We start from the raw sequence: 18997 nt of genomic DNA, 5'->3' as shown, positions 1-18997 counted from the left end.
TCCTCCCAAACAGGATGAATCACAGATCAGCCCTCAAGGGAATCTATTCCGATTCAGGTTTTGCGTCGGACGCTTTAAGATGTCGAAAGTTGGTTTGTGGATGTCGGGGAGTTAGCTTTCAGAATGTCGAGATAAATACTAAACTACTGAAATATAAAGAAATAATTTCATTGCAAGTCGGTCTTTGAATGTCGAACGACACTAGACGTGCGAAAAATCCTCGATCGCCGCGGCGATGAGATGCGGGAAGGTCGGTTTGCCAAGCATGGCGACAGGCTCAAGCGCGCTTAGCCGCTGCTGGGTGAGATCGTCCAGATTGCCGCTCATGAAGACGCAGCGGATATTGTGTTCCGCCAGCAGCCACTGCGCCACCGCTTCACCGGAATCGCCATTGGCGAGCCGCAGGTCCATGAAGGCCAGATCGGGCCGGGTCTGCGCCACCACCTCCCGGCAGGTCGCGAAATCCTTGACCGGGCCAAGGACGGAATGCTGAAGCTGTTCGAGCTGCATCTGAAGGTCCAAGGCAATCAAGAATTCGTCTTCGACAATCAGAATATTCACCGGGCATCACCCGGCGGGCATGGGAACCTCAATTTCAACGCAATAACCATGCTCTGTCGCCCTCTTATCCATCGTCGCCCCAAGCTGGCCGACAATGCCCGCCACGATCTTCGAACCGAGACCGACCCTACCTACACGCTCCGCGTTGCCGATCCCATCGTCCGACACCGTTAACGTCAAAAGGTCTCCCTCTTGATGCAAACGAACATCAACCCTGCCCTGTTCCCGCGCGACGAAGGCATGTTTATGCGCGTTGGTCACAAGCTCATTGATCAGCAGCGCAAGGTTGATGGCCAAATCGGTCGGCACGGTGACCGACTGCGCATCGACGACAGTATCGATCTGCTTGCTATCTGTCTCGGTACTGGCTGAAAGGAAGTCGACAAGCTGCGGGATGTATTCACCGGCATCCACATGGGTAACGTTATGCGATTTATAGATAAGTTCATGGACGGAGCTTACCGCATGCACCCGGAGCGAGGCCTGTTGCAGGCTGTGTTTCACAGACGCATCGTCTACCGACGCGGCTTCGAGACGCAGAATGCTCGACACCAGATGCAGGCTGTTCTTGATCCGGTGGTTCACATCGCCAAGCAGCGTTTCCTTCTGCTCAAGAAGCTTGTCGCGCTCGGTCAGGGTCTTCTGCAAGACCTCTTCGCGCTTCTTGGAATGGGTCAGATCAAGCGTGGCACCGATGAACCGCGCGGGCTTGTCATGTTCGAAAAGAACTTCACCACGCGTGTTCAGCCACCGGGTTTCCCCATTGGGCAAGACGATCCGATAATCGGCGTTTACGGTGGCATCATTGGCCATCGTTTCGCCCAAGCTTTGGTTCACATGCGCCAGATCATCGGGATGGATACGCCGGAACAGCTTGGCCATGGGAATTGTCCCCTCGGTATCGGCATAGCCGAAAAGACTGGCCAATTCCTGCGAGATGTTCGCGGTCCCCGTCTCAAGGTCCAACTCACCATAGCCGATCCCCGACACCTGCTTGGCCAGATTGAGCCGTATCGCCTGATCACGGCGACCGATGAATTCCGAAGTGACATCCTCGACATGGTGGATCAGCGCGACCAGCTTGCCATCTTCGAACACGGGCGTGTTCAACGGTTGCCAATATTTCTCTTCAAAGGCCCCGTCGGCGCTGTCGCGAATGGGGATATTGTACTTTTGCACGGCCATGCGGTGCTGTTTGCCCGTGGCGGCGACGATCTCAAGCGATTTGCCCAGATTATTGGTGCCATCTGCCGTCGCGTCGGAAGGGTCATCCGGGAAAGCGTCGAACAGATGTTTCCCTACGAGGTCCTCCGCTTTTGACCCGGTGATGAATAGGTACCGGTCATTCACATCAACGATGATCAAATCAGTGTCTAAAATAAGATAACCATGGGGGGACGCCGCAAAAATTGCAGATCTCGGCACGCCCCCGTTTGCCGATTTGCTCGCGCCCATAGGTCCCCCCTCCCAATACTTATCATCTTTAGCATTTACCGTAGTCCTATAATTTAGAACATAAAAGCAAAGAGATACTAATTTAAGTTAAGCGGCGCCAAAGCGCCCAGACAGGAAGGGCGGTAGGCAGCGCAAAATTGTATAAGCTATGTATTCGGGAATGAATGGCGTTTTTTTTGACATCCCCGGTGAATAAATGGCGCCTCTTCCGACCATTGTCGCTTTCGCATCTCAATTCAAGTCGCAGTGCTCTAAAGCGCATCAATTGAATTAAGACCGCGCAAATTCGCTCAATCGACGGGCGTATTCAGAGGGAGAGGCCCCGCCCCGAATTGGGAAGGGGCCGATCACGCGGCCACAAGCGCTTCCTCTGCCGCGATTTCCGAGGCGCAGAGGGGCAGATCGACGGTGAACTTCGTCCCGATGCCAACGGTGCTCTCTACCCGGATGTCCCCCTCATGCGCGGCGGCGAGTTTTTTGCTGATCGCAAGGCCAAGCCCGGTGCCGCCATCGGCGCTTTTGCTGGCTGTTTCCGCTTGAATGAAGGCTTGGAAAATCCGTTGCAAATCCTCTGCCGGCATCCCGCAACCGTTGTCTTCGACCTCAAGTCGGCATGTATCGCCGACCTGCTTGGCGCGCATGCGAATGCTGGAGGCCGAGGAGAACTTCAGCGCGTTGCCCAAGAGATTGATCAGGATCTGTTTGCAGCGCCCGCGGTCGGCGAAAACGTCGAATTCATCATATTCGATTTCCAGCACCGCCTGTTTTTCCTTGGCCAGCCCCTGAAATTGCTCTGCCAATTCGGCCAGCAAATCGCCCGCCGCAAAAGAGCTTCTGTTGAGCTTCACAGAATTCAATTCAATGCTCGTATAGTCGAGAAGTTCGTTGATAATGGTCAACAGATGGTCGCCCGCCGATTTGATACGCCCGCCGTAACGCTCTGTCTGGTCGCCCAACTCATCGAAATGCACCTTTGAGATCGGCTCGTTCGGCTTCAGCTTGGCCATGGTATGGCCTTTGAGGTTGGTCAGGAAGCTGGCGTAGCCGTTGATGATGGTCAGCGGCGTGCGCAGCTCATGGCTCAGAACACTCATGAACTCCGACTTGGCGCGGCTGGCATCGCGGGCCTCATCCCGCGCTTGGCGCAGCTCGACGATGTTCTCCATCCGAGTGCGGTTTTCGATGAAATAGGTGAAAAGCCCGCCCATCACGATCATCGCAGCCGTCCCCGCGATGACCATCGCCAGCAATCTGAATTCATCCGGGTTGCTATGACCGGTCAAACAGGTCGGCGTCACATGAAAGGCGGCCATGCCGGTGAAATGCAGCCCGATGATCGCCAGCGCAAAGCTGCCCGTCATCTTGCCCGTGGCGTATTTCCCATTTTGCGCACCAAAGAACAAAGCCACGGTCGACAACACCATGGCCAGCAGAACCGAGGCGACGAGATAGGTCTTGTCCCAAAAGATGACCCCCTCGATCCGATAGGCGACCATCCCGGTGTAATGCATGGCAGAGATCGACAGACCCAAGATCACCCCGCCAATCACGGTGGTGACCCGCCTGCGAAACATCCCCGCGATCAGAATGCCTACCGTAGACCCGATAATCGCGATCAACAGCGAGGCGAAGGTCAGCCCGAAATCAAAGCTGACCGGCGCGTCGGGCTGATAGGCCAGCATGGCGATGAAATGCGTGCACCAGATGGCGATGCCCGAGGTCACGGCGGTCAGAAAATACCACAACAGCGCCTGTCGCGGCGTTTGTTTAAGCGCGTGCCGGTAAAGGTTTGCGATCACCCAGCTGCCGAATACGCACAAAAGCGCGGCAAGCAAGACCAGCGTCATGTCGTGGTCCGAGTGCATAGAATGAGCCACAGTCAGCATATTTAAACCTCAAGATAATGAGGCCAGTGTTGCGCAAGGATTGCGTCGAAACAGTGTTCGAGGGCGTTCTTTTTGGCGGTAATTTCATCTGATGAGACTCCAGCCCGGCCCAAAGGGCGCAGGCGGCACGCCAGCCGATAGACCGCCGCCTCCCTTGTCGCCGCAGGGCGCCGCGATCCCCGCTATAAGCGCTCTTTCGCCCCGGCCCGGGCGGGGAATCACAGCATGCAAACCGCGGAGACGGCGGTACTAAAAAGGGCGATTCACATCCAAGGGTTGCATTTACCGGCCATAATACGCCACTACAGCGCCAAACTTGCGCCGTATTCTAATGCTGGTCTGCGCACATTCATTTTGGTTCATAGGTATTTTCGCCATGCTAACGTGTTTCCAAGGGCTGATGCTCGACCCGGTCTATTGGACCGTGCTCGCCGTCAGCACGATCGCCGCAGCTGTCGCCTTTTGGACGCTCAAGTTCCAAGAGTTCCATGGCAAAATTTACTATGCGCTCACCTTTTTGGGGATGATCTGGACCCTGATGATGGTCGGGGCCGAAGCTGCAACGCCCGCCTACGGCTGCCAGATGCAACAGGCGCAGCTTGCGTGGCTGGGGCATGGGCTGGTGCCGGTGGCGTGGTCTTTCTTTATCTTCGAATATGTCGGCCCCTCCAGCCGGTCGCGCGGATGGGTAAGCCTTCTGGCCCTGATCGCCGTGCCGCTTGCGGCCTTCGGCCTTGCGGTGACGAACGATTGGCACCACCTGATCTATACCGCCGAGACCGCACTTCAGCCGGGCGACGATCAGATCACCTTTGAACATGGGCCGGGGTATTTCCTCGTTCTTGCCGGACTCTATTGCTTCGTGATGGCGACGCTCATCTGGCTGGGCCGGGCGTTCTTTCGCGCAAAACGGGCCGCTTGGCCGCTGCTGACGATGCTGGTGGTGATCACGCTGATTCCCTTGGGCGCGAACGCGGCCTATGCGCTGCTTGGTTTTACCGTCGTCGGCCTTGATCCAACCGCCTTCATGTTCACCTTGGGCATCTTCGCCTTTTCGTGGTTGCTGGTCACGAACAAGACGATGGACATGCCCTCGGTCGGGCAATCGACCCTGTTTGACACGATGAGCGAACCGCTGATCCTTTTGGACGCGCGGCGCCGCGTCATCCGCTCAAACGCCGCGGCCAAGCGCAGCGGGCTTCTGTCCGATCCGACGTTGGGCGACGATCTGATCGCCGGGATCGAAGCGCAGATGGCGCAGAACGGCTCGGCCCATATCACCTGTAGCGAACGGCTGTATGAGCCGCGCGTTCAACCCATTGAAAACCCCCTCGCCCCCGCGGGCCCCGCCATCGGCTGGAGCGTTACTTTCGTCGATGTCACCGAGCGGATCGCCACCACCACGGCCCTAGAGCGGGCGTTGAGAGAGGCGGATGAGGCGAACCGCGCCAAGGATGAATTCATCTCGGTCGTCAGCCATGAGCTGCGCACGCCGCTGACTTCATTGAAAGGCGGCTTGGCTCTGGCCCTCAGCGGTAAGCTGGGTGAGATCAAAGGGCCGCTGCGCTCCTCGCTCGACATTGCCCATCGCAACGGGGTGCGCCTGTCGCGGTTGGTCGATAATATCCTGCTGGTGCAAAAGCTTGAGGTGCAGGCGCTCTCGCTCGAATGGCTGCCCGTCGACCTGCCCGCCCTGCTGCGCGAGAGTATCGAGGAAAACCGCATGTATGCCCATGAGCGCGGCGTGCGGCTGGATATCGGCAGTGTCGGCCAGCCCGCCGTGGTCTTGGGCGATGCCTTTGCCATCCGGCAGGTGGTCGACAACCTGATTTCGAACGCGGTGAAATTCTCGAATGTGGGGGACACGGTGGAGGGCACACTGACCACCAACAACGGGCGCGTGCGGGTCTCGATCCGCGATCATGGGCGCGGCATTCCCGCAGGGATGGAGGAAAAGGTCTTTGGCCGTTTCGGGCAGCTTGACGACGACGGGCAGAAATCAACCCAAGGCTCCGGCCTTGGCCTGCATATCTCCCGCCAACTGGCACGGCAGATGGCGGGGGATCTATTTTACGAAAGCGAAGTGGGCATCGGATCGACCTTCCATGTCGAATTCGGCATCGGGGCCGGGGCAGAAACCACCCCGCAAGCCGCCCCAAGCGCGTTGCAAAGCACCGACTGAGCGCCGCGCCCGCGCTTAAAGTTCGATACGGATATCGTGAATCCAAAGCTTCGGCGGGCGGGACAGGACAAAGACCACCACATCGGCCAGATCATCCGGTTCGGTGAAAATATGGTTCGGCACGTCCTCTCCGGCCTTGGCGAACATGCCGGTATTGGTGCCCGACTGATACAGCCCGCCCACCCGCACGCCGGTGCTTTCCTCATCCGCCTTCAGCACCTCGGTAAAGCCGCGCACGCCGTATTTCGTGGCCGTATAGACCGACTGCCCCGCCTGCGCCACGACACCGGATTTTGAGACGACGTTGAGGATGATCGCCTCGTCATTGTCGCGCAGCGCGGGCAGCGTGGCCTGTGTCATCTGCATGAGGCCGGTCAAATTGGTCTGCACCGTCGCTTGCAGCATTTCGGGCGCGATCGTGTCGAGGGCGCCTGCCTTGTGCCAGATCCCTGCGTTGTTGATCAGGATGTCCAAGCCGCCAAAACGGTCCACCACCTGCGCGGCGGTCTGGTCGATCGCCGAAGGGTCTTGCAGATCGCAGGTCAGCCCCACCGCCTCTGCCGCGCCGGCGGCTTCGCAGGCTTCTGCCACGGCCTGAAGACGTGTCTCATCCCGGCCCAGAATGGCCAACCGCGCACCCGTCTCCGCCAATTTCAGACAGATGTGGCGCCCGATCCCGTCGCTGCCGCCGGTGACCAAAATACGTTTGTCGCGCAGTTCCATATCGCTCTCCTATGTTGCGGGCGGCTTACCGTGCGGCAAAGCCGCCGCCAAGCCCTGCCCCGCCCGGTCAGATCGTGATGATCTGCGCCCGGATCGCCTTGGCCACCGCATGAGTCTTGTTGGTCACGTCCAGCTTGGCACAGGCGTTATACAGATGATGGTTCACCGTGCTGGCCGCCACCGTCATGATCTGCGCCGTCTCCCATGCCGTTTTGCCCACCGCGGCCCATTTCAGCACTTCCTTTTCACGGTTGCTCAGCCGTGGCCCCGGCGCGGCGGGGGCGATATCCGCCACCATATCGCTTTGGATCAGACAGCCCAGATAGATCGCATCGGCGATGATCCCGCGCTTGTACTTGCGCCACTCGTGTATCCGCAGGTCAGAGTTCAGCGTCAGCACCGCCTTGCCATGCGCGTGGTCCCGAATGGGGATCGACACACCGTTCTGGCGCACGCCGAACTCCATCGCCTCGCCAAAGAAATTGCGCGTGGTCCGGTCGACCTTGGGCAGCTCGCTCCAATCCACCGGCAGGGTGCCTTCGAGAGATTTGTCGACCACCGGGTCGATCAGATGGTAGTTTTCCTCTTGGTAGCGTGTCAGCCAAGCGGGATCATAGGTCGAGAGAATGACCGGATCACTGCCACTGGCACCAGTCTTGTGAAACCCCAGATAGGACAGGTTGTTCAGCCCCATATCCTGCGCCAAGACCTGCAACATTTCGGCGGGTTTGATGTCGGGGCGCTGTTCTTTCAATAGGAGGTAGCGGTCGGAAAGCGGTGTCACCATAGGGCGGCGTTCAAAAGCTCATGTGATTAAAAACTGAGCATTCAGTTAGGACACCTCAACCAGTGAGGGAACATGCCCGCCGTCGAATGATTTCCCGGAATAGGGGAAACGGGCCAAAACGTTGCAATTTTGTCCCGATGACCAAGGGTCAAGCGAAAGGGCCGCCCGACGAAAGGTCGGCACGTCCGCCTGCCCGCGAAGCGGTGCAGAGCATAAAGCGGCCCCCGCCCGAAAACCGATGCGCCCCTTACAAAAACACGATCGTCCAACACAGCGGACAGGGGCGCGGCTTCCGAAAGCGGGGACCGAAACAGAGCCAAATGGCAGGCCCTGTCAAAAGGTCGCGTCAGCCTGAGCGCGCATCTTATGTCTGACGGCCATTCAGCACAGCCGCAAACTCGGATAGCAAGATTCGCGCCGTCGATCTTCAAGCGTTTGTTATAGTTTGATTAAATTTCCGGCGTATCTTGACTGCGCGCGCCGGGGCGCGTCTGTAAAGCTGGTAATATTTATAGGTTTCGATGAATCGCCGCGGATAGGGGCGATACGGGCGCAGGCGATTTGACGCTGTTACAAAAGCTTCACTCGCGCAAAGCTTATTAATTCTTTAATTCATGAATTATGGAACAAGTGATCCCCAACCGCCTTGCCACCCTCGGCCACCCCCAACGGCTTGCGCTGTTTCGGCTGCTCATGCGCCGCTACCCTGACAGGGTGCCTGCGACCGAACTGGCGCAGGCGCTCGGCCTTAAACCCAACACCCTGTCGACCTATATCGGCGCGCTGATGCAGGCGGGGCTGGTGAGCCAAGAACGGCAGGGCACATCCCTGCGCTATGCGATCGATATCGGGGCCGCGCGCGACACCATCGGCTACCTGCTGAACGACTGCTGCCGTGGTCGGCCCGAAATTTGCCTCCCCCTCACCTCTTCAGATGGAAACGCCCCCATGACCGACGACAAGTTCAACGTCCTGTTCATCTGCACCGGCAATTCCGCCCGGTCGATCTTTGCCGAGAGCATCCTGCGCGACCTCGCAGGGGACCGGTTCAACGTCTATTCCGCAGGCACCCGCCCGCAGTCTGAGCTGAACCCTTTTGCCGTCGAAGTGCTCGAACAAAAGGGCCATGACGTGGCCCACCTCAGGTCAAAGCATATCTCTGAGTTTCAGGCCGCGGATGCGCCGGCCTTCGACTTCGTCTTTACCGTCTGCAATCAGGCGGCCAATGAGGAATGCCCCACATGGCCGGGCCAGCCAATCACCGCCCATTGGGGCCTGCCCGACCCGGTCAAGGTCGAAGGCTCCGACGCGGAAAAGAGCCTCGCCTTCCAGCAGGCCTATGGCACCCTGCGCAACCGGATGCTGGGCTTTACCAGCCTGCCGCTTACCTCGCTCGACCGTATCTCGCTGCAAAAGGCGCTGGATGACGCTGGCCAAACCGACAAAGAAGGAACTCCCGCATGACCACCTACGCGATCAACGGCCTTGGCCGTATTGGCAAGCTCGCCCTGAAACCCCTGCTGGACCAAGGGGCTGAGATTGCATGGATCAACGATGCGGTGGGCGACCCCGAGATGCACGCGCATCTGCTGGAATTCGACACGGTGCACGGGCGCTGGCAAGCCGATTTCGCACATGACGCCGACAGCGTGACGATCAACGGTACCCGCCTGCCCTTCATCGGCACGCGCGACCTCGGCGCGCTGCCGCTTGACGGGGTGGATGTGGTGATCGACTGCACCGGCGTCTTCAAGACCGAGGCGAAACTCGCCCCCTATTTCGAAGCCGGGGTGAAGAAGGTGGTGATCTCGGCCCCGGTAAAAGACGGGGATGCGGCCAATATCGTTTATGGCGTCAATGATGATGTCTATGATCCCGCACGGCACCGGATCGTCACGGCGGCAAGCTGCACGACCAACTGCCTCGCTCCGGTGGTGAAGGTCATCCATGAGGCGCTGCGGATCAAACACGGCTCCATCACCACGATCCACGATGTGACCAACACACAAACCATCGTCGACCGCCCCGCCAAAGACCTGCGCCGCGCCCGTTCGGCCCTGAACTCCCTGATCCCAACGACCACGGGCAGCGCTACGGCGATCACCCTGATCTACCCCGAGCTCAAAGGCCGGCTGAACGGCCATGCGGTGCGGGTGCCGCTGCTGAACGCCTCGCTGACTGACTGTGTCTTTGAGGTGGAGCGGGAGACGACCGTGGAAGAGGTGAACGCCCTGTTCAAGGCCGCGGCCGAAGGAGAGTTGAAAGACATCCTTGGCTATGAGGAGCGCCCGCTGGTCTCGACCGATTACACCAATGACACGCGGTCCAGCATCGTCGATGCGCCCTCCACCATGGTGGTGAACGGGACGCAGGTAAAAATCTACGCGTGGTACGACAATGAGATGGGCTATGCCCACCGTCTGGCCGATGTGGCGCTGATGGTCGGGGCAAGCCTGTGAGCCAGAGCGCGACCCGCCCTGAGGGGCTTTCGGCCTATATCGCGGTCACGGCGGCCTATTGGGCCTTCATGCTGACCGATGGCGCGTTGCGCATGTTGGTACTGCTGCATTTTCACCGGCTTGGCTTTTCGCCGGTGCAACTGGCCTATCTCTTTGTGCTGTATGAGATCGCGGGCGTTGTCACCAACCTCTGCGCGGGCTGGATCGCGGCGCGCTTCGGGCTGGCCTCGACGCTCTATGCGGGGCTGGGGTTGCAGATCGTGGCGCTGCTGGCGCTGGCGCAGCTTGACCCCACATGGGCGGTTGGGGCCTCGGTCGTGTTCGTGATGCTGGTGCAGGGGGCCAGCGGCGTGGCCAAGGATTTGGTCAAAATGTCATCGAAATCCGCCGTCAAACTGCTCGCCCCGGCTGAGGATGGCGGGCTGTTTCGCTGGGTGGCGCTGCTGACCGGTTCCAAGAACATGGTCAAAGGCTTGGGCTTTTTGCTTGGCGCAGCCCTGCTGGCGACGCTTGGCTTTGTCTGGGCGGTGCTCGGCATGGCCGCGATCCTTGCGCTGATCTTGCTCGCCGTGCTGACCGCCATGCCGCGCGGCCTGCCCAAGGGCCGCAAGGGGGCGAAGTTCTCGGAAGTCTTCTCCAAATCCGCCAATGTGAACTGGCTCAGCGCGGCGCGGGTGTTTCTTTTCGGCGCGCGGGACGTGTGGTTTGTGGTGGGCATCCCGATCTATTTTTACGCGGTCCTTTCGGATGGCACGGAGGAAAGCAACCGCGCGGCCTTTTTCATGATCGGCACCTTTATGGCGGTCTGGGTGATCCTCTACGGGTTGGTGCAAATCTACGCCCCACGCCTGCTCCGCGCAAAATCCCGCCCGGCAGGCGACCTGATCTCAGCCGCGAAGGGCTGGGCGTGGTCGCTTGCCGCCGTGCCCGCGGCGCTGACGCTGGCGGCGCTGTTCAGCGACGGGCCGCAGGGCTGGCTTACCGTGACGCTTGTGATCGGCCTCTTGGCCTTTGGCGCGGTCTTTGCGGTGAACTCATCGCTGCATTCCTACCTCATCCTCTCTTTCACCAAGGCTGAGCGGGTGACGATGGATGTGGGGTTTTACTACATGGCCAATGCCGCCGGGCGGCTCTTGGGCACGCTGATGTCGGGGCTGAGCTATCAGATTGGCGGCCTGCCCTTGATGCTGGGCGCGGCGGCGATCATGGTGGCCCTGTCGGCGCTTCTGGTCGGGTTCTTGAAACCCGACCAGAGTTAGCCCTCAGCCCACCTTGCTGGCGCGACCGTTGCTTTCATCGGCCTGCGTATAGGCGTTCATCGCCGCGACTGCGCCTGCGTCCCAGATGAGCGAAAGCCAAGCGACAAAGGCATCGCGGAACGCCTCAGCCTGCGCCAGATCACCGTAGAGGCGCTCTTGCTCAAGCCACGCTTCGGGCCGCTCCCGCGCGGCCTGCGCCACGGCTTTCAGCGCGTCCCAAATGGGATCATTCGCCGCAATCTCCGTGCCATCTTCGCGCGCGCCCGCACACATCCGCGCCCAGAGCGCTTCGACCAAGGCCAGACCGCTGACCGAACGCCCCGCCGCCAGTTGATCCCGCAGGATCGGCAGGACAAAGCCCGTGTGCCGGGCCGAACCATCAAAGGCGACGCGGCGGGTGGTGTCGACGATGCGCGGGTTCGAGAAGCGCTGTTCGATCAGTTCGAGATAGGCCAGTGGCGTCATGCCCGGCACCGGGGCGACCGTCTGGGTGATCTCTTTGGCCTGCACGCGGTGGAACATCGCGCGGATCGCCGGATGCGCCATAGTGCCGGAAATCGTCTCAATCCCCAGCACCTCACCGACATTGGCCAAGACCTGATGGCCCGCATTGAGGATGCGGATCTTCATCTTCTCATAGGCGTGCACCTCGTCCGAGAAGGTCGCCCCTACCTGATCCCAATCCGGGCGGCCTGCGCAGAAGTCGTCTTCGATCACCCATTGGCGGAAGGCTTCATGGGTGACCGGGGCGGCGTCGTTCACACCGAATTCCCGCGCCTGCGCGATCTCGGCGGGGCCGGTGGCCGGGGCGATGCAATCGACCATGGAGTTGGGGAAACTGGCGTTTGCCTCGATCCAATAGGCCAGTGCCGGGTCGGACATGCGCGCCAGCGACACGACCGCTTGGCGCAGGATATCGCCGTTGCCTTGCAGGTTGTCACAGCTCAGCCCCGTGAACGGCCCCTGCCCCGCATCCCGGCGCAGCCGCAGGGCCGCGACGATGGCCCCAAAGGCGGTGCGCGGGGTTTCGGGATGGGCCGCGTCATGGACGATATCCGCGTGAGCCGCGTCAAAACCCTTGCTTACGGGGTCGATGTAATAGCCGCTTTCCGTGACCGTCAGCCCGACGATGCGAATGGCCGGATCGGTCATGGCGCGGATCAGGGCGCCGTTGCCCTCTTCGATCGGCAGGTAGTCGATCATCGAACCCACAACCTCGGCCGAGGTCTGCGCGGGGTCGAGTTCGATCAACGTCGTCAAACAATCCTGCGCCAAGAGCTTCTCACGCATGGCCGCATCATAGGGGCGCACGCCCGCGCCGAGGATCGCCCAGTCATGCGCTTGGCCGTTCTGCATCAAACGGTGCAGATACCACGCCTGATGCGCGCGGTGGAAATTGCCCACGCCGATATGCACGATACCGGCAGTCAGGGCGCTGCGGTCATAGCTGGGGTGGGCGATGTCGAGATCACCCAGCGTCGCGTTCGAGAGGTCTACCAGTTTATCCATGATCCACATCCTTAAAGGGCCGCGCACCGGGGAAAGGGTGCGGGGGTCGGCCTGTCATTTCTGCCGCTTGCATTACTCGACCCGAAGGCCCTGCGCGTCGAACCGGTGCAGCTTGTCCGCCTGTGGGGTCAGGAAAATCCGGTCCCCATGTCGGACCGACAATTCCCCATCCACGCGCACGGTCATCGGGTCGCAGCCCGCTACGCCATGGACGTGCAAGAAGGTGTCGGAGCCCAGATGCTCGGCCACGCCGATGGTGCCCTCCCATGCGCCTTCGGTGGTGGAGACGTCGAAATGCTCGGGCCGGATGCCGATGGTCGGCGCGCCACGCGCTTCGGCTTCGGCGCCCTTGATCAGGTTCATCTTGGGCGAGCCGATGAAGCCCGCGACGAATTCGTTGCGCGGCTTGTAGTAAAGCTCCAGCGGGGAACCGACCTGTTCGATATGGCCCGCCCGCAGCACGACGATCTTGTCGGCCATGGTCATCGCTTCGACCTGATCGTGGGTGACGTAGATCATCGTCGTGGCCAACCGCTTGTGCAGCTCGCTGATCTCAAGCCGCATGCCCACCCGCAGCGCGGCGTCGAGGTTCGACAGCGGCTCGTCGAAAAGGAAAGCGGAAGGCTCCCGCACGATAGCACGGCCAATGGCGACCCGCTGGCGCTGACCGCCAGACAATTGGCCCGGACGGCGGTCAAGATAGTCGGTGAGGTTCAGCGCCTTGGCAGCCGCTTCGATCCGGCGCTGCTGTTCCTCCGCCGGAACGCCCGCCATTTTCATCGGAAAGGCGATGTTCTTGCGCACCGACATATGCGGATAAAGCGCGTAGGATTGGAACACCATCGCCAGACCCCGTTTCGCGGGCGGCACGTTAGTCGCATCGGTGCCGTCGATCTCGATATGGCCCGAGGTGATGTCCTCCAGCCCGGCGATCAGCCGCAGCAGGGTCGATTTACCGCAGCCCGAGGGGCCGACAAAGACCGTGAACTCGCCATCTTCGATGGTCAGATCAAGGGGCGGAATGACTTCCACATCGCCGAAGCTTTTGGAAACCTGATTGAGTTTGATTTGTCCCATGTGACTGTCCCTTGCTTACTTGACCGCGCCGAAAGTCAGGCCGCTGACGAGTTGTTTCTGGCTGAACCAGCCGAGGATGAGGATTGGCGCGATGGCCATGGTGGAGGCCGCGCTGAGCTTGGCGTAGAAGAGGCCCTCGGGGCTGGAATAGCTCGCGATGAAGGCGGTGAGCGGCGCGGCCTTGGCCGCGGTGAGGTTGAGCGTCCAGAAGGCTTCGTTCCATGCGAGGATGAAGTTCAACAGCAGGGTGGAGGCAATGCCCGGCACCGCCATGGGGGTGAGGACGTAAAGCACCTCTTCGCGCAGGCTTGCCCCATCCATCCGGGCCGCCTCCAAGATCTCACCGGGGATTTCGCGGAAGTAGGTGTAGAGCATCCAGACGATGATCGGCAGGTTGATGAGCATTAGGATGATGACCAGTGCGATCTTGCTGTCGAGCACGCCAAACTGGATGCAGAGCAGATAGATCGGGTAGAGCACGCCCACCGCGGGCAGCATCTTGGTCGAGAGCATCCAGAGCAGGATATCCTTGGTCCGCTTGCCGGGGACGAAGGCCATCGACCATGCGGCAGGCACCGCGATCATGATGCCAAGGATGGTCGAGCCGCCCGCAATGACGATGGAGTTCCACAGGAAGCGCCCGTAGTTCGACCGTTCCAGAACCGCCTCGTAATTCGCCAGCGTCCAGTCGAAGCCGAGGAAGATTGGCGGGTCGGCGATGGCCTGTGCTTCGGTCTTGAAGCTGGTGAGGATGGTCCAAAGGATGGGGAAGAAGATCAGGAAACCAATGCCCCAAGCGAGGGCCGTGTTGACGATCTTGCGTTGTCTGGTGACTGCGCGTGCCATGATGTCTCCTCCTCAGGCGTCCAGGTTCTTGCCGACGATGCGCATCAGGAAGATGGCGACGATATTGGCGAGAATGATTGCATAGACACCGCCCGCCGATCCGAGGCCGATGTTCTGGCTTTCCAGCACGCGCTGGAAGATGAGATAGGTCAGTGTTTTGGTGCCAAAGGCCCCGCCCGTGGTCACGAAAATTTCCGCGAAGATCGACAAGAGAAAGATCGTCTGGATCAGGATCACCACGGTGATCGCGCGGCCCAGATGCGGCAGGGTGATATAGGCGAAACGTTTGGTCACCGGCGCGCCGTCCATCTCGGCGGCGTCAAGCTGCTCGCGGTCGAGCGACTGGATCGCGGTGAGCAGGATCAGCGTCGCGAAGGGCAGCCATTGCCAGGATACGATAATGATGATCGACGAGAGCGAGGCTTGGCTCATCCATTGCACCGGGGTGGCGCCAAAAAACTCCCACAGATGCGCGAACAGGCCATAGTTCGGGTCCATGAACATGTTCTTCCACACCAGCGCCGACACAGTGGGCATGACGAAGAAGGGCGCGATGACAAGGATGCGGACAAAGCCCTGCCCCCACATCGGCTGGTTCAACAGAAGGGCAAGCAGGATGCCGAGGCAGACCGTGATCGCCAGCACACCGCCGACGATGATCAGCGTGGTCATCACCGAGGGCCAGAAGGAACTGGAGGTGACGAAGCGCAGGTAGTTGTCGAAGCCGACCCAACCCAGATCACCGCCGCGCATCGGCAGGTATTTCTTGAAAGAGAAGTAGAGCGTCATGGTCAGCGGGATGAGCATCCATCCAAGCAGCAAGACCACCGCCGGGGCCATCATCAGGCGTGCCGCTGATCGGGAATGTTGGGTAGCCATCGGGCACATCTCCTCTGCCGGCGGCGAAGGCCGCGTTTAGGTGAAGGGTATCATATCGGGTGGTGGGGCGGAAAAGGGCGGCGCAGGCCGCCGCCCTTTAGGCTGTGAAGCGGCGGCTTAACGGTAGCCAGCGGCTTCCATTGCGTCGTTGGTCAGGTCTTGGGCCTTCTCAAGCGCCTCTTCGACAGTCTGCTGACCGGCATAGGCGGCAGAGAACTCTTGGCTCACGTCGGTCGCGATGCCTGCAAACTCGGGGATCGCGGCGAACTGAACACCGACGTAAGGAGTCGGATCGACGGTGGAGTTCTCAGGATCGGCCGAGAGGATCGAGTCGAGCGTCATCTGCGCGAAGGGCACTTTCTGGTACTCGGGGTTCTCGTAAAGCGATTTGCGCGCACCGGGAGGGACGTTCGCCCAGCCTTCGTTCTCGGCGACCATCTCGATATAGTCTTTAGAGGTGGCCCATTCGATGAACTCTTTCGCGGCATCTTCTTTCTGAGTGCCTGCCGGGATTGCCAGCGCCCATGCCCAGAGCCAGTTGGAGCGTTTGCCAAGACCCGTGTCCGGTGCCAGCGCAAAGCCAACCTTGTCGGCCACGGTGGAATCCTCAGGGTTGGTCACGAAGGAGGCCGCCACGGTGGCGTCGATCCACATGCCGCATTTGCCCTGTTGGAACAGCGAGAGGTTCTCGTTGAAACCGTTGGAGGCATAGCCCGCCGGGCCGCTTTCATCCATCAGGTCTTTGTAGAAGTTGATCGTATTGGCCCATGCCTCGGTATCGAACTGGGCGTTCCAGTCTTCATCGAACCAACGCGCGCCAAAGGAGTTGGACATCGCCGTGATCAGCGCACCGCCCTCGCCCCAACCGGCCTTGCCGCGCAGGCAGATGCCGTTGATGTCGTTCTCACGATCGGTCATGGCGGCGGCGGCTTCGCGGATGAATTCCCATGTCGGGTCTTTCGGCATTTCCATGCCGGCTTTTTCCATCAGGTCGGTGCGGTACATGATCATGGAGCTTTCGCCGTAGAACGGTGCCGCATAAAGCGTGCCGTCATGGCTCAGACCACCGGCCATGGCGGGCAGGATATCGTCTGCGTCGTATTCTTCGCTGAGGTCGTCCAGCGGCACCAGCCAGCCGTTCGCGCCCCAGATCGGCGTCTCATACATGCCGATGGTCATGATGTCGAAAGAGCCACCTTTGGTCGAGATGTCGGTGGTGACGCGCTGGCGCAGCACGTTCTCTTCCAAGGTGACCCACTCCACTTCGTGGCCGGTCTCTTCGGTGAACTTGTCGGTGTAGCCTTGCATGCGGATCATGTCGCCGTTGTTTACGGTGGCGATGGTGATCGTCTCGGCAACCGCGCCGCCCGCCATGATCAGGCCCAAGGCCGTCGCGGCGTAAAGTGATTTATCGCAGAACATCGATAGTTCCTCCCTCTATAGATGATGAACCGAGACTAACGACCCACGCAACGCGCAGTCAAATTAAATTTTACGCGCGACAACTATTTTCTGAGCAACTTGCGAACTCAATGGCTTAGGCAGAGGCGCGCATCACCAGCTTGCCGTCAAATAGCGTTTCTTCGCGCTCGGTCAGCCGGGTTTCGCTTTCGATGATGCGAAACAGGGTACTGGCGGCACGATTCGCGATGGCCCCGTAATCCTGCGCGATGGTGGTCAGCGGCGGGCAAGTATAGCGCGAGAACGGGTGGTCATCCTGCCCCGCGATCCGCATGGCGCAATCCTTGCCATGCCCCACGCGCAGCCCCATCCCATAGGCCGCCGAGAGCATCCCGATGGCCAGACGGTCGTTCGAGCAGAGCACCGTATCCGTCTCGAACGCCCCCGCCGAGATCAGCTTGCCGCCCTCGGTCGCGCCGATCTCTTCAAAATTCCAGCCCTCCCCCGGCACCTGATGGATATGCGGCGCAAAGCCGTGCCGCTCCATCGCTTCCAAATAGGCTTGGCGGCGCTTGTTGGCGTTGGGGTTGCTGGGGGTCTTCATCTCGAAAAAACAGGGCGGCTCACCGCTGCGGCAGAGGTATTCGACGATCAATTCAACGCTCTGGAAGTTGTCCGTGCCGACGAAAGCCTCGCAAACCCCTTCGACATTGGCGTCAAAGGCCACCACTGGCACGTCCTTGCAAAAGCGCTCGATCTCGTCACGGTCCGAGGCTTTGCCGAAGGGCGCCAGCAGCACGCCCGCCGGTTTCAGCGCCCGAAGCGAGTCGAGATTGGCGCGCTCCTGCGCCGGGTTGCCGTGCGAACTGAGCAAGATCGGGCTATAGCCCTCGGCCAGACAGGCCAGTTCCACCTCGCGGCCAATCTCGGAAAAGAACGGGTCGGCGAGGTTGGGCACGACCACGCCGATGTTGCGGGTTTTGCGGCGGTTCTGGTTCACCGCATAGACGTTCGGGCGATAGTCATACTGGCTCAGCGCCGCTTCGATCCGCTCGCGGGTCGAGCGCCGCACGCTGTCGGCATCGTTAAAGTATTTCGACAGAGTGGGCCGCGAAATGCCGCTCACGGCGGCAAACTCCTCCATATTGCGGATCTTCTGCTGGCCCATCTTAACCCTCCCTTGACGAAACGCTGCGCGCGTAAACTAAAGTCAATATAGAGATAAGTTCGTCCAGCCAGCAAGGGGTTGGTGGCGTCAGGCTTTCCGCGGCCCTCTGGGGTGCAACGGAAAGCCCGCGCCCGGCCCTCTTCCGGGGTTAACCGGCCTTGCCCAATTGCGCTGCGGCGCGGGCCAGCGCTTCGATCCCCGCCCAGTCCCCGGCATCGATCAGCTTCTTCGGCGCGACCCAGCTGCCGCCCGCGCAAAGCACATTTGGCAGGCTCAGGTAGCTTTCCGCATTGTCGGGGCTGACCCCGCCCGTCGGGCAGAAGGTGATCTGCGGCAGAGGCGCGCCGATGGCCTTGAGCGCAGGCGCCCCGCCCGAGGCTTCGGCGGGAAAGAACTTCAGCATGTCATAGCCGCGCGCGAACAACTGCATCGCCTCGCTCGCCGTGGCGGCGCCGGGCAAGAGGGGCAGATCTTCCTCTTCGCAGGCCGCGATCAACGCGTCGGTGGCACCGGGGGAGACGCCAAAGGTCGCCCCCGCCCGTTTCGCTGCACGCACATCTTCGGGGGTGACCAGCGTCCCCGCCCCCACGTGGCCGCCCGCGACTTCGGCCATGGCGGCAATCGCGTCGAGGGCGGCAGGGGTGCGCAGGGTCACTTCCAAAGCAGGCAGCCCGCCCGCAACCAGTGCCTCGGCCAAGGGGCGGGCGTCGGCGACATCTTCGATCACCAACACGGGCACGATCGGGGCAAGCGCACAGATTTCGCGGGTGCGACCGCTGGCGTCTTTTGCAGTAAGGGTCATGGA

General features: G+C 60.6%; 16 protein-coding genes. 4 read left to right on the top strand and 12 right to left on the bottom strand.

Annotated features, from left to right (window positions below; genetic code table 11):
• Positions 1 to 201: 201 nt before the first annotated feature.
• The 3 genes from ACGYLQ_RS16060 to ACGYLQ_RS16050 form a co-directional block, all read right to left on the bottom strand.
• The gene (locus tag ACGYLQ_RS16060) at positions 202 to 561 is read right to left on the bottom strand and encodes a response regulator (protein WP_394443833.1); all 360 of its coding nucleotides are present in this window, start codon (positions 559 to 561) and stop codon (positions 202 to 204) included.
• A 6-nt stretch (positions 562 to 567) separates the two neighbouring features.
• Positions 568 to 2016: a histidine kinase dimerization/phosphoacceptor domain -containing protein gene (locus ACGYLQ_RS16055; protein ID WP_394443831.1), complete on the bottom strand. Its 1449-nt coding sequence runs from the start codon at positions 2014 to 2016 to the stop codon at positions 568 to 570.
• 347 nt (positions 2017 to 2363) lie between these two features.
• Positions 2364 to 3863 (bottom strand): MHYT domain-containing protein, encoded by a 1500-nt coding sequence (locus tag ACGYLQ_RS16050; RefSeq protein WP_394443830.1) that lies wholly within the window; start codon positions 3861 to 3863, stop codon positions 2364 to 2366.
• A 415-nt stretch (positions 3864 to 4278) separates the two neighbouring features.
• Here ACGYLQ_RS16050 and ACGYLQ_RS16045 point away from each other — a divergent pair, with 415 nt between their 5' ends.
• Positions 4279 to 6084 (top strand): histidine kinase N-terminal 7TM domain-containing protein, encoded by a 1806-nt coding sequence (locus ACGYLQ_RS16045; RefSeq protein WP_394443828.1) that lies wholly within the window; start codon positions 4279 to 4281, stop codon positions 6082 to 6084.
• A 15-nt stretch (positions 6085 to 6099) separates the two neighbouring features.
• On the opposite strand, the gene ACGYLQ_RS16040 is transcribed toward ACGYLQ_RS16045, so the two are convergent.
• A complete protein-coding gene (locus ACGYLQ_RS16040; protein WP_394443826.1) occupies positions 6100 to 6807 on the bottom strand; it encodes an SDR family oxidoreductase in 708 nt (235 codons plus the stop codon).
• A 67-nt stretch (positions 6808 to 6874) separates the two neighbouring features.
• A complete protein-coding gene (locus tag ACGYLQ_RS16035) occupies positions 6875 to 7594 on the bottom strand; it encodes a LuxR family transcriptional regulator (protein ID WP_394443824.1) in 720 nt (239 codons plus the stop codon).
• Between the two features lie 621 nt (positions 7595 to 8215).
• Between ACGYLQ_RS16035 and ACGYLQ_RS16030 the strand changes: the two genes are divergently transcribed.
• The 3 genes from ACGYLQ_RS16030 to arsJ are packed head-to-tail and all read left to right on the top strand — an operon-like array spanning position 8216 to position 11312.
• The gene (locus ACGYLQ_RS16030) at positions 8216 to 9058 is read left to right on the top strand and encodes a helix-turn-helix domain-containing protein (protein ID WP_394443822.1); all 843 of its coding nucleotides are present in this window, start codon (positions 8216 to 8218) and stop codon (positions 9056 to 9058) included.
• The gene (locus ACGYLQ_RS16025) at positions 9055 to 10053 is read left to right on the top strand and encodes an ArsJ-associated glyceraldehyde-3-phosphate dehydrogenase (RefSeq protein WP_394443820.1); all 999 of its coding nucleotides are present in this window, start codon (positions 9055 to 9057) and stop codon (positions 10051 to 10053) included. The genes ACGYLQ_RS16030 and ACGYLQ_RS16025 overlap by 4 nt, the downstream gene beginning before the upstream one ends.
• Positions 10050 to 11312, top strand: coding sequence for an organoarsenical effux MFS transporter ArsJ (arsJ, locus tag ACGYLQ_RS16020; RefSeq protein WP_394443818.1), 1263 nt, complete (start codon positions 10050 to 10052; stop codon positions 11310 to 11312). The genes ACGYLQ_RS16025 and arsJ overlap by 4 nt, the downstream gene beginning before the upstream one ends.
• 3 nt (positions 11313 to 11315) lie before the next feature.
• Here arsJ and ACGYLQ_RS16015 read toward each other — a convergent pair whose 3' ends face one another.
• From ACGYLQ_RS16015 to eda, 7 genes are all read right to left on the bottom strand, one after another.
• A complete protein-coding gene (locus tag ACGYLQ_RS16015) occupies positions 11316 to 12821 on the bottom strand; it encodes a mannitol dehydrogenase family protein (RefSeq protein ID WP_394443816.1) in 1506 nt (501 codons plus the stop codon).
• Between the two features lie 72 nt (positions 12822 to 12893).
• Entirely contained in the window at positions 12894 to 13898 is a 1005-nt protein-coding gene (locus tag ACGYLQ_RS16010; protein ID WP_394443814.1) for an ABC transporter ATP-binding protein, read from the bottom strand.
• Between the two features lie 15 nt (positions 13899 to 13913).
• Complete coding sequence (locus tag ACGYLQ_RS16005; protein WP_136720471.1) at positions 13914 to 14744, bottom strand: carbohydrate ABC transporter permease; 831 nt, start codon at positions 14742 to 14744, stop codon at positions 13914 to 13916.
• Positions 14745 to 14756: 12 nt separating this feature from the next.
• Positions 14757 to 15623 (bottom strand): carbohydrate ABC transporter permease, encoded by an 867-nt coding sequence (locus ACGYLQ_RS16000; protein WP_394443812.1) that lies wholly within the window; start codon positions 15621 to 15623, stop codon positions 14757 to 14759.
• A 117-nt stretch (positions 15624 to 15740) separates the two neighbouring features.
• Positions 15741 to 17045 (bottom strand): sugar ABC transporter substrate-binding protein, encoded by a 1305-nt coding sequence (locus ACGYLQ_RS15995; RefSeq protein WP_136720473.1) that lies wholly within the window; start codon positions 17043 to 17045, stop codon positions 15741 to 15743.
• 115 nt (positions 17046 to 17160) lie between these two features.
• Positions 17161 to 18192: a LacI family DNA-binding transcriptional regulator gene (locus ACGYLQ_RS15990; RefSeq protein WP_394443810.1), complete on the bottom strand. Its 1032-nt coding sequence runs from the start codon at positions 18190 to 18192 to the stop codon at positions 17161 to 17163.
• Positions 18193 to 18340: 148 nt separating this feature from the next.
• A complete protein-coding gene (gene eda / locus ACGYLQ_RS15985; protein ID WP_394443808.1) occupies positions 18341 to 18994 on the bottom strand; it encodes a bifunctional 4-hydroxy-2-oxoglutarate aldolase/2-dehydro-3-deoxy-phosphogluconate aldolase in 654 nt (217 codons plus the stop codon).
• Positions 18995 to 18997: the final 3 nt, after the last annotated feature.

Origin of the sequence: Sulfitobacter sp. 1A12779 (genome assembly GCF_043557315.1) — a bacterium.
Taxonomy (GTDB): domain Bacteria; phylum Pseudomonadota; class Alphaproteobacteria; order Rhodobacterales; family Rhodobacteraceae; genus Sulfitobacter; species Sulfitobacter faviae.
The sequence above is the reverse complement of the archived record's forward strand: the minus strand, read 5'-3'. Positions and strand labels throughout refer to the sequence as shown.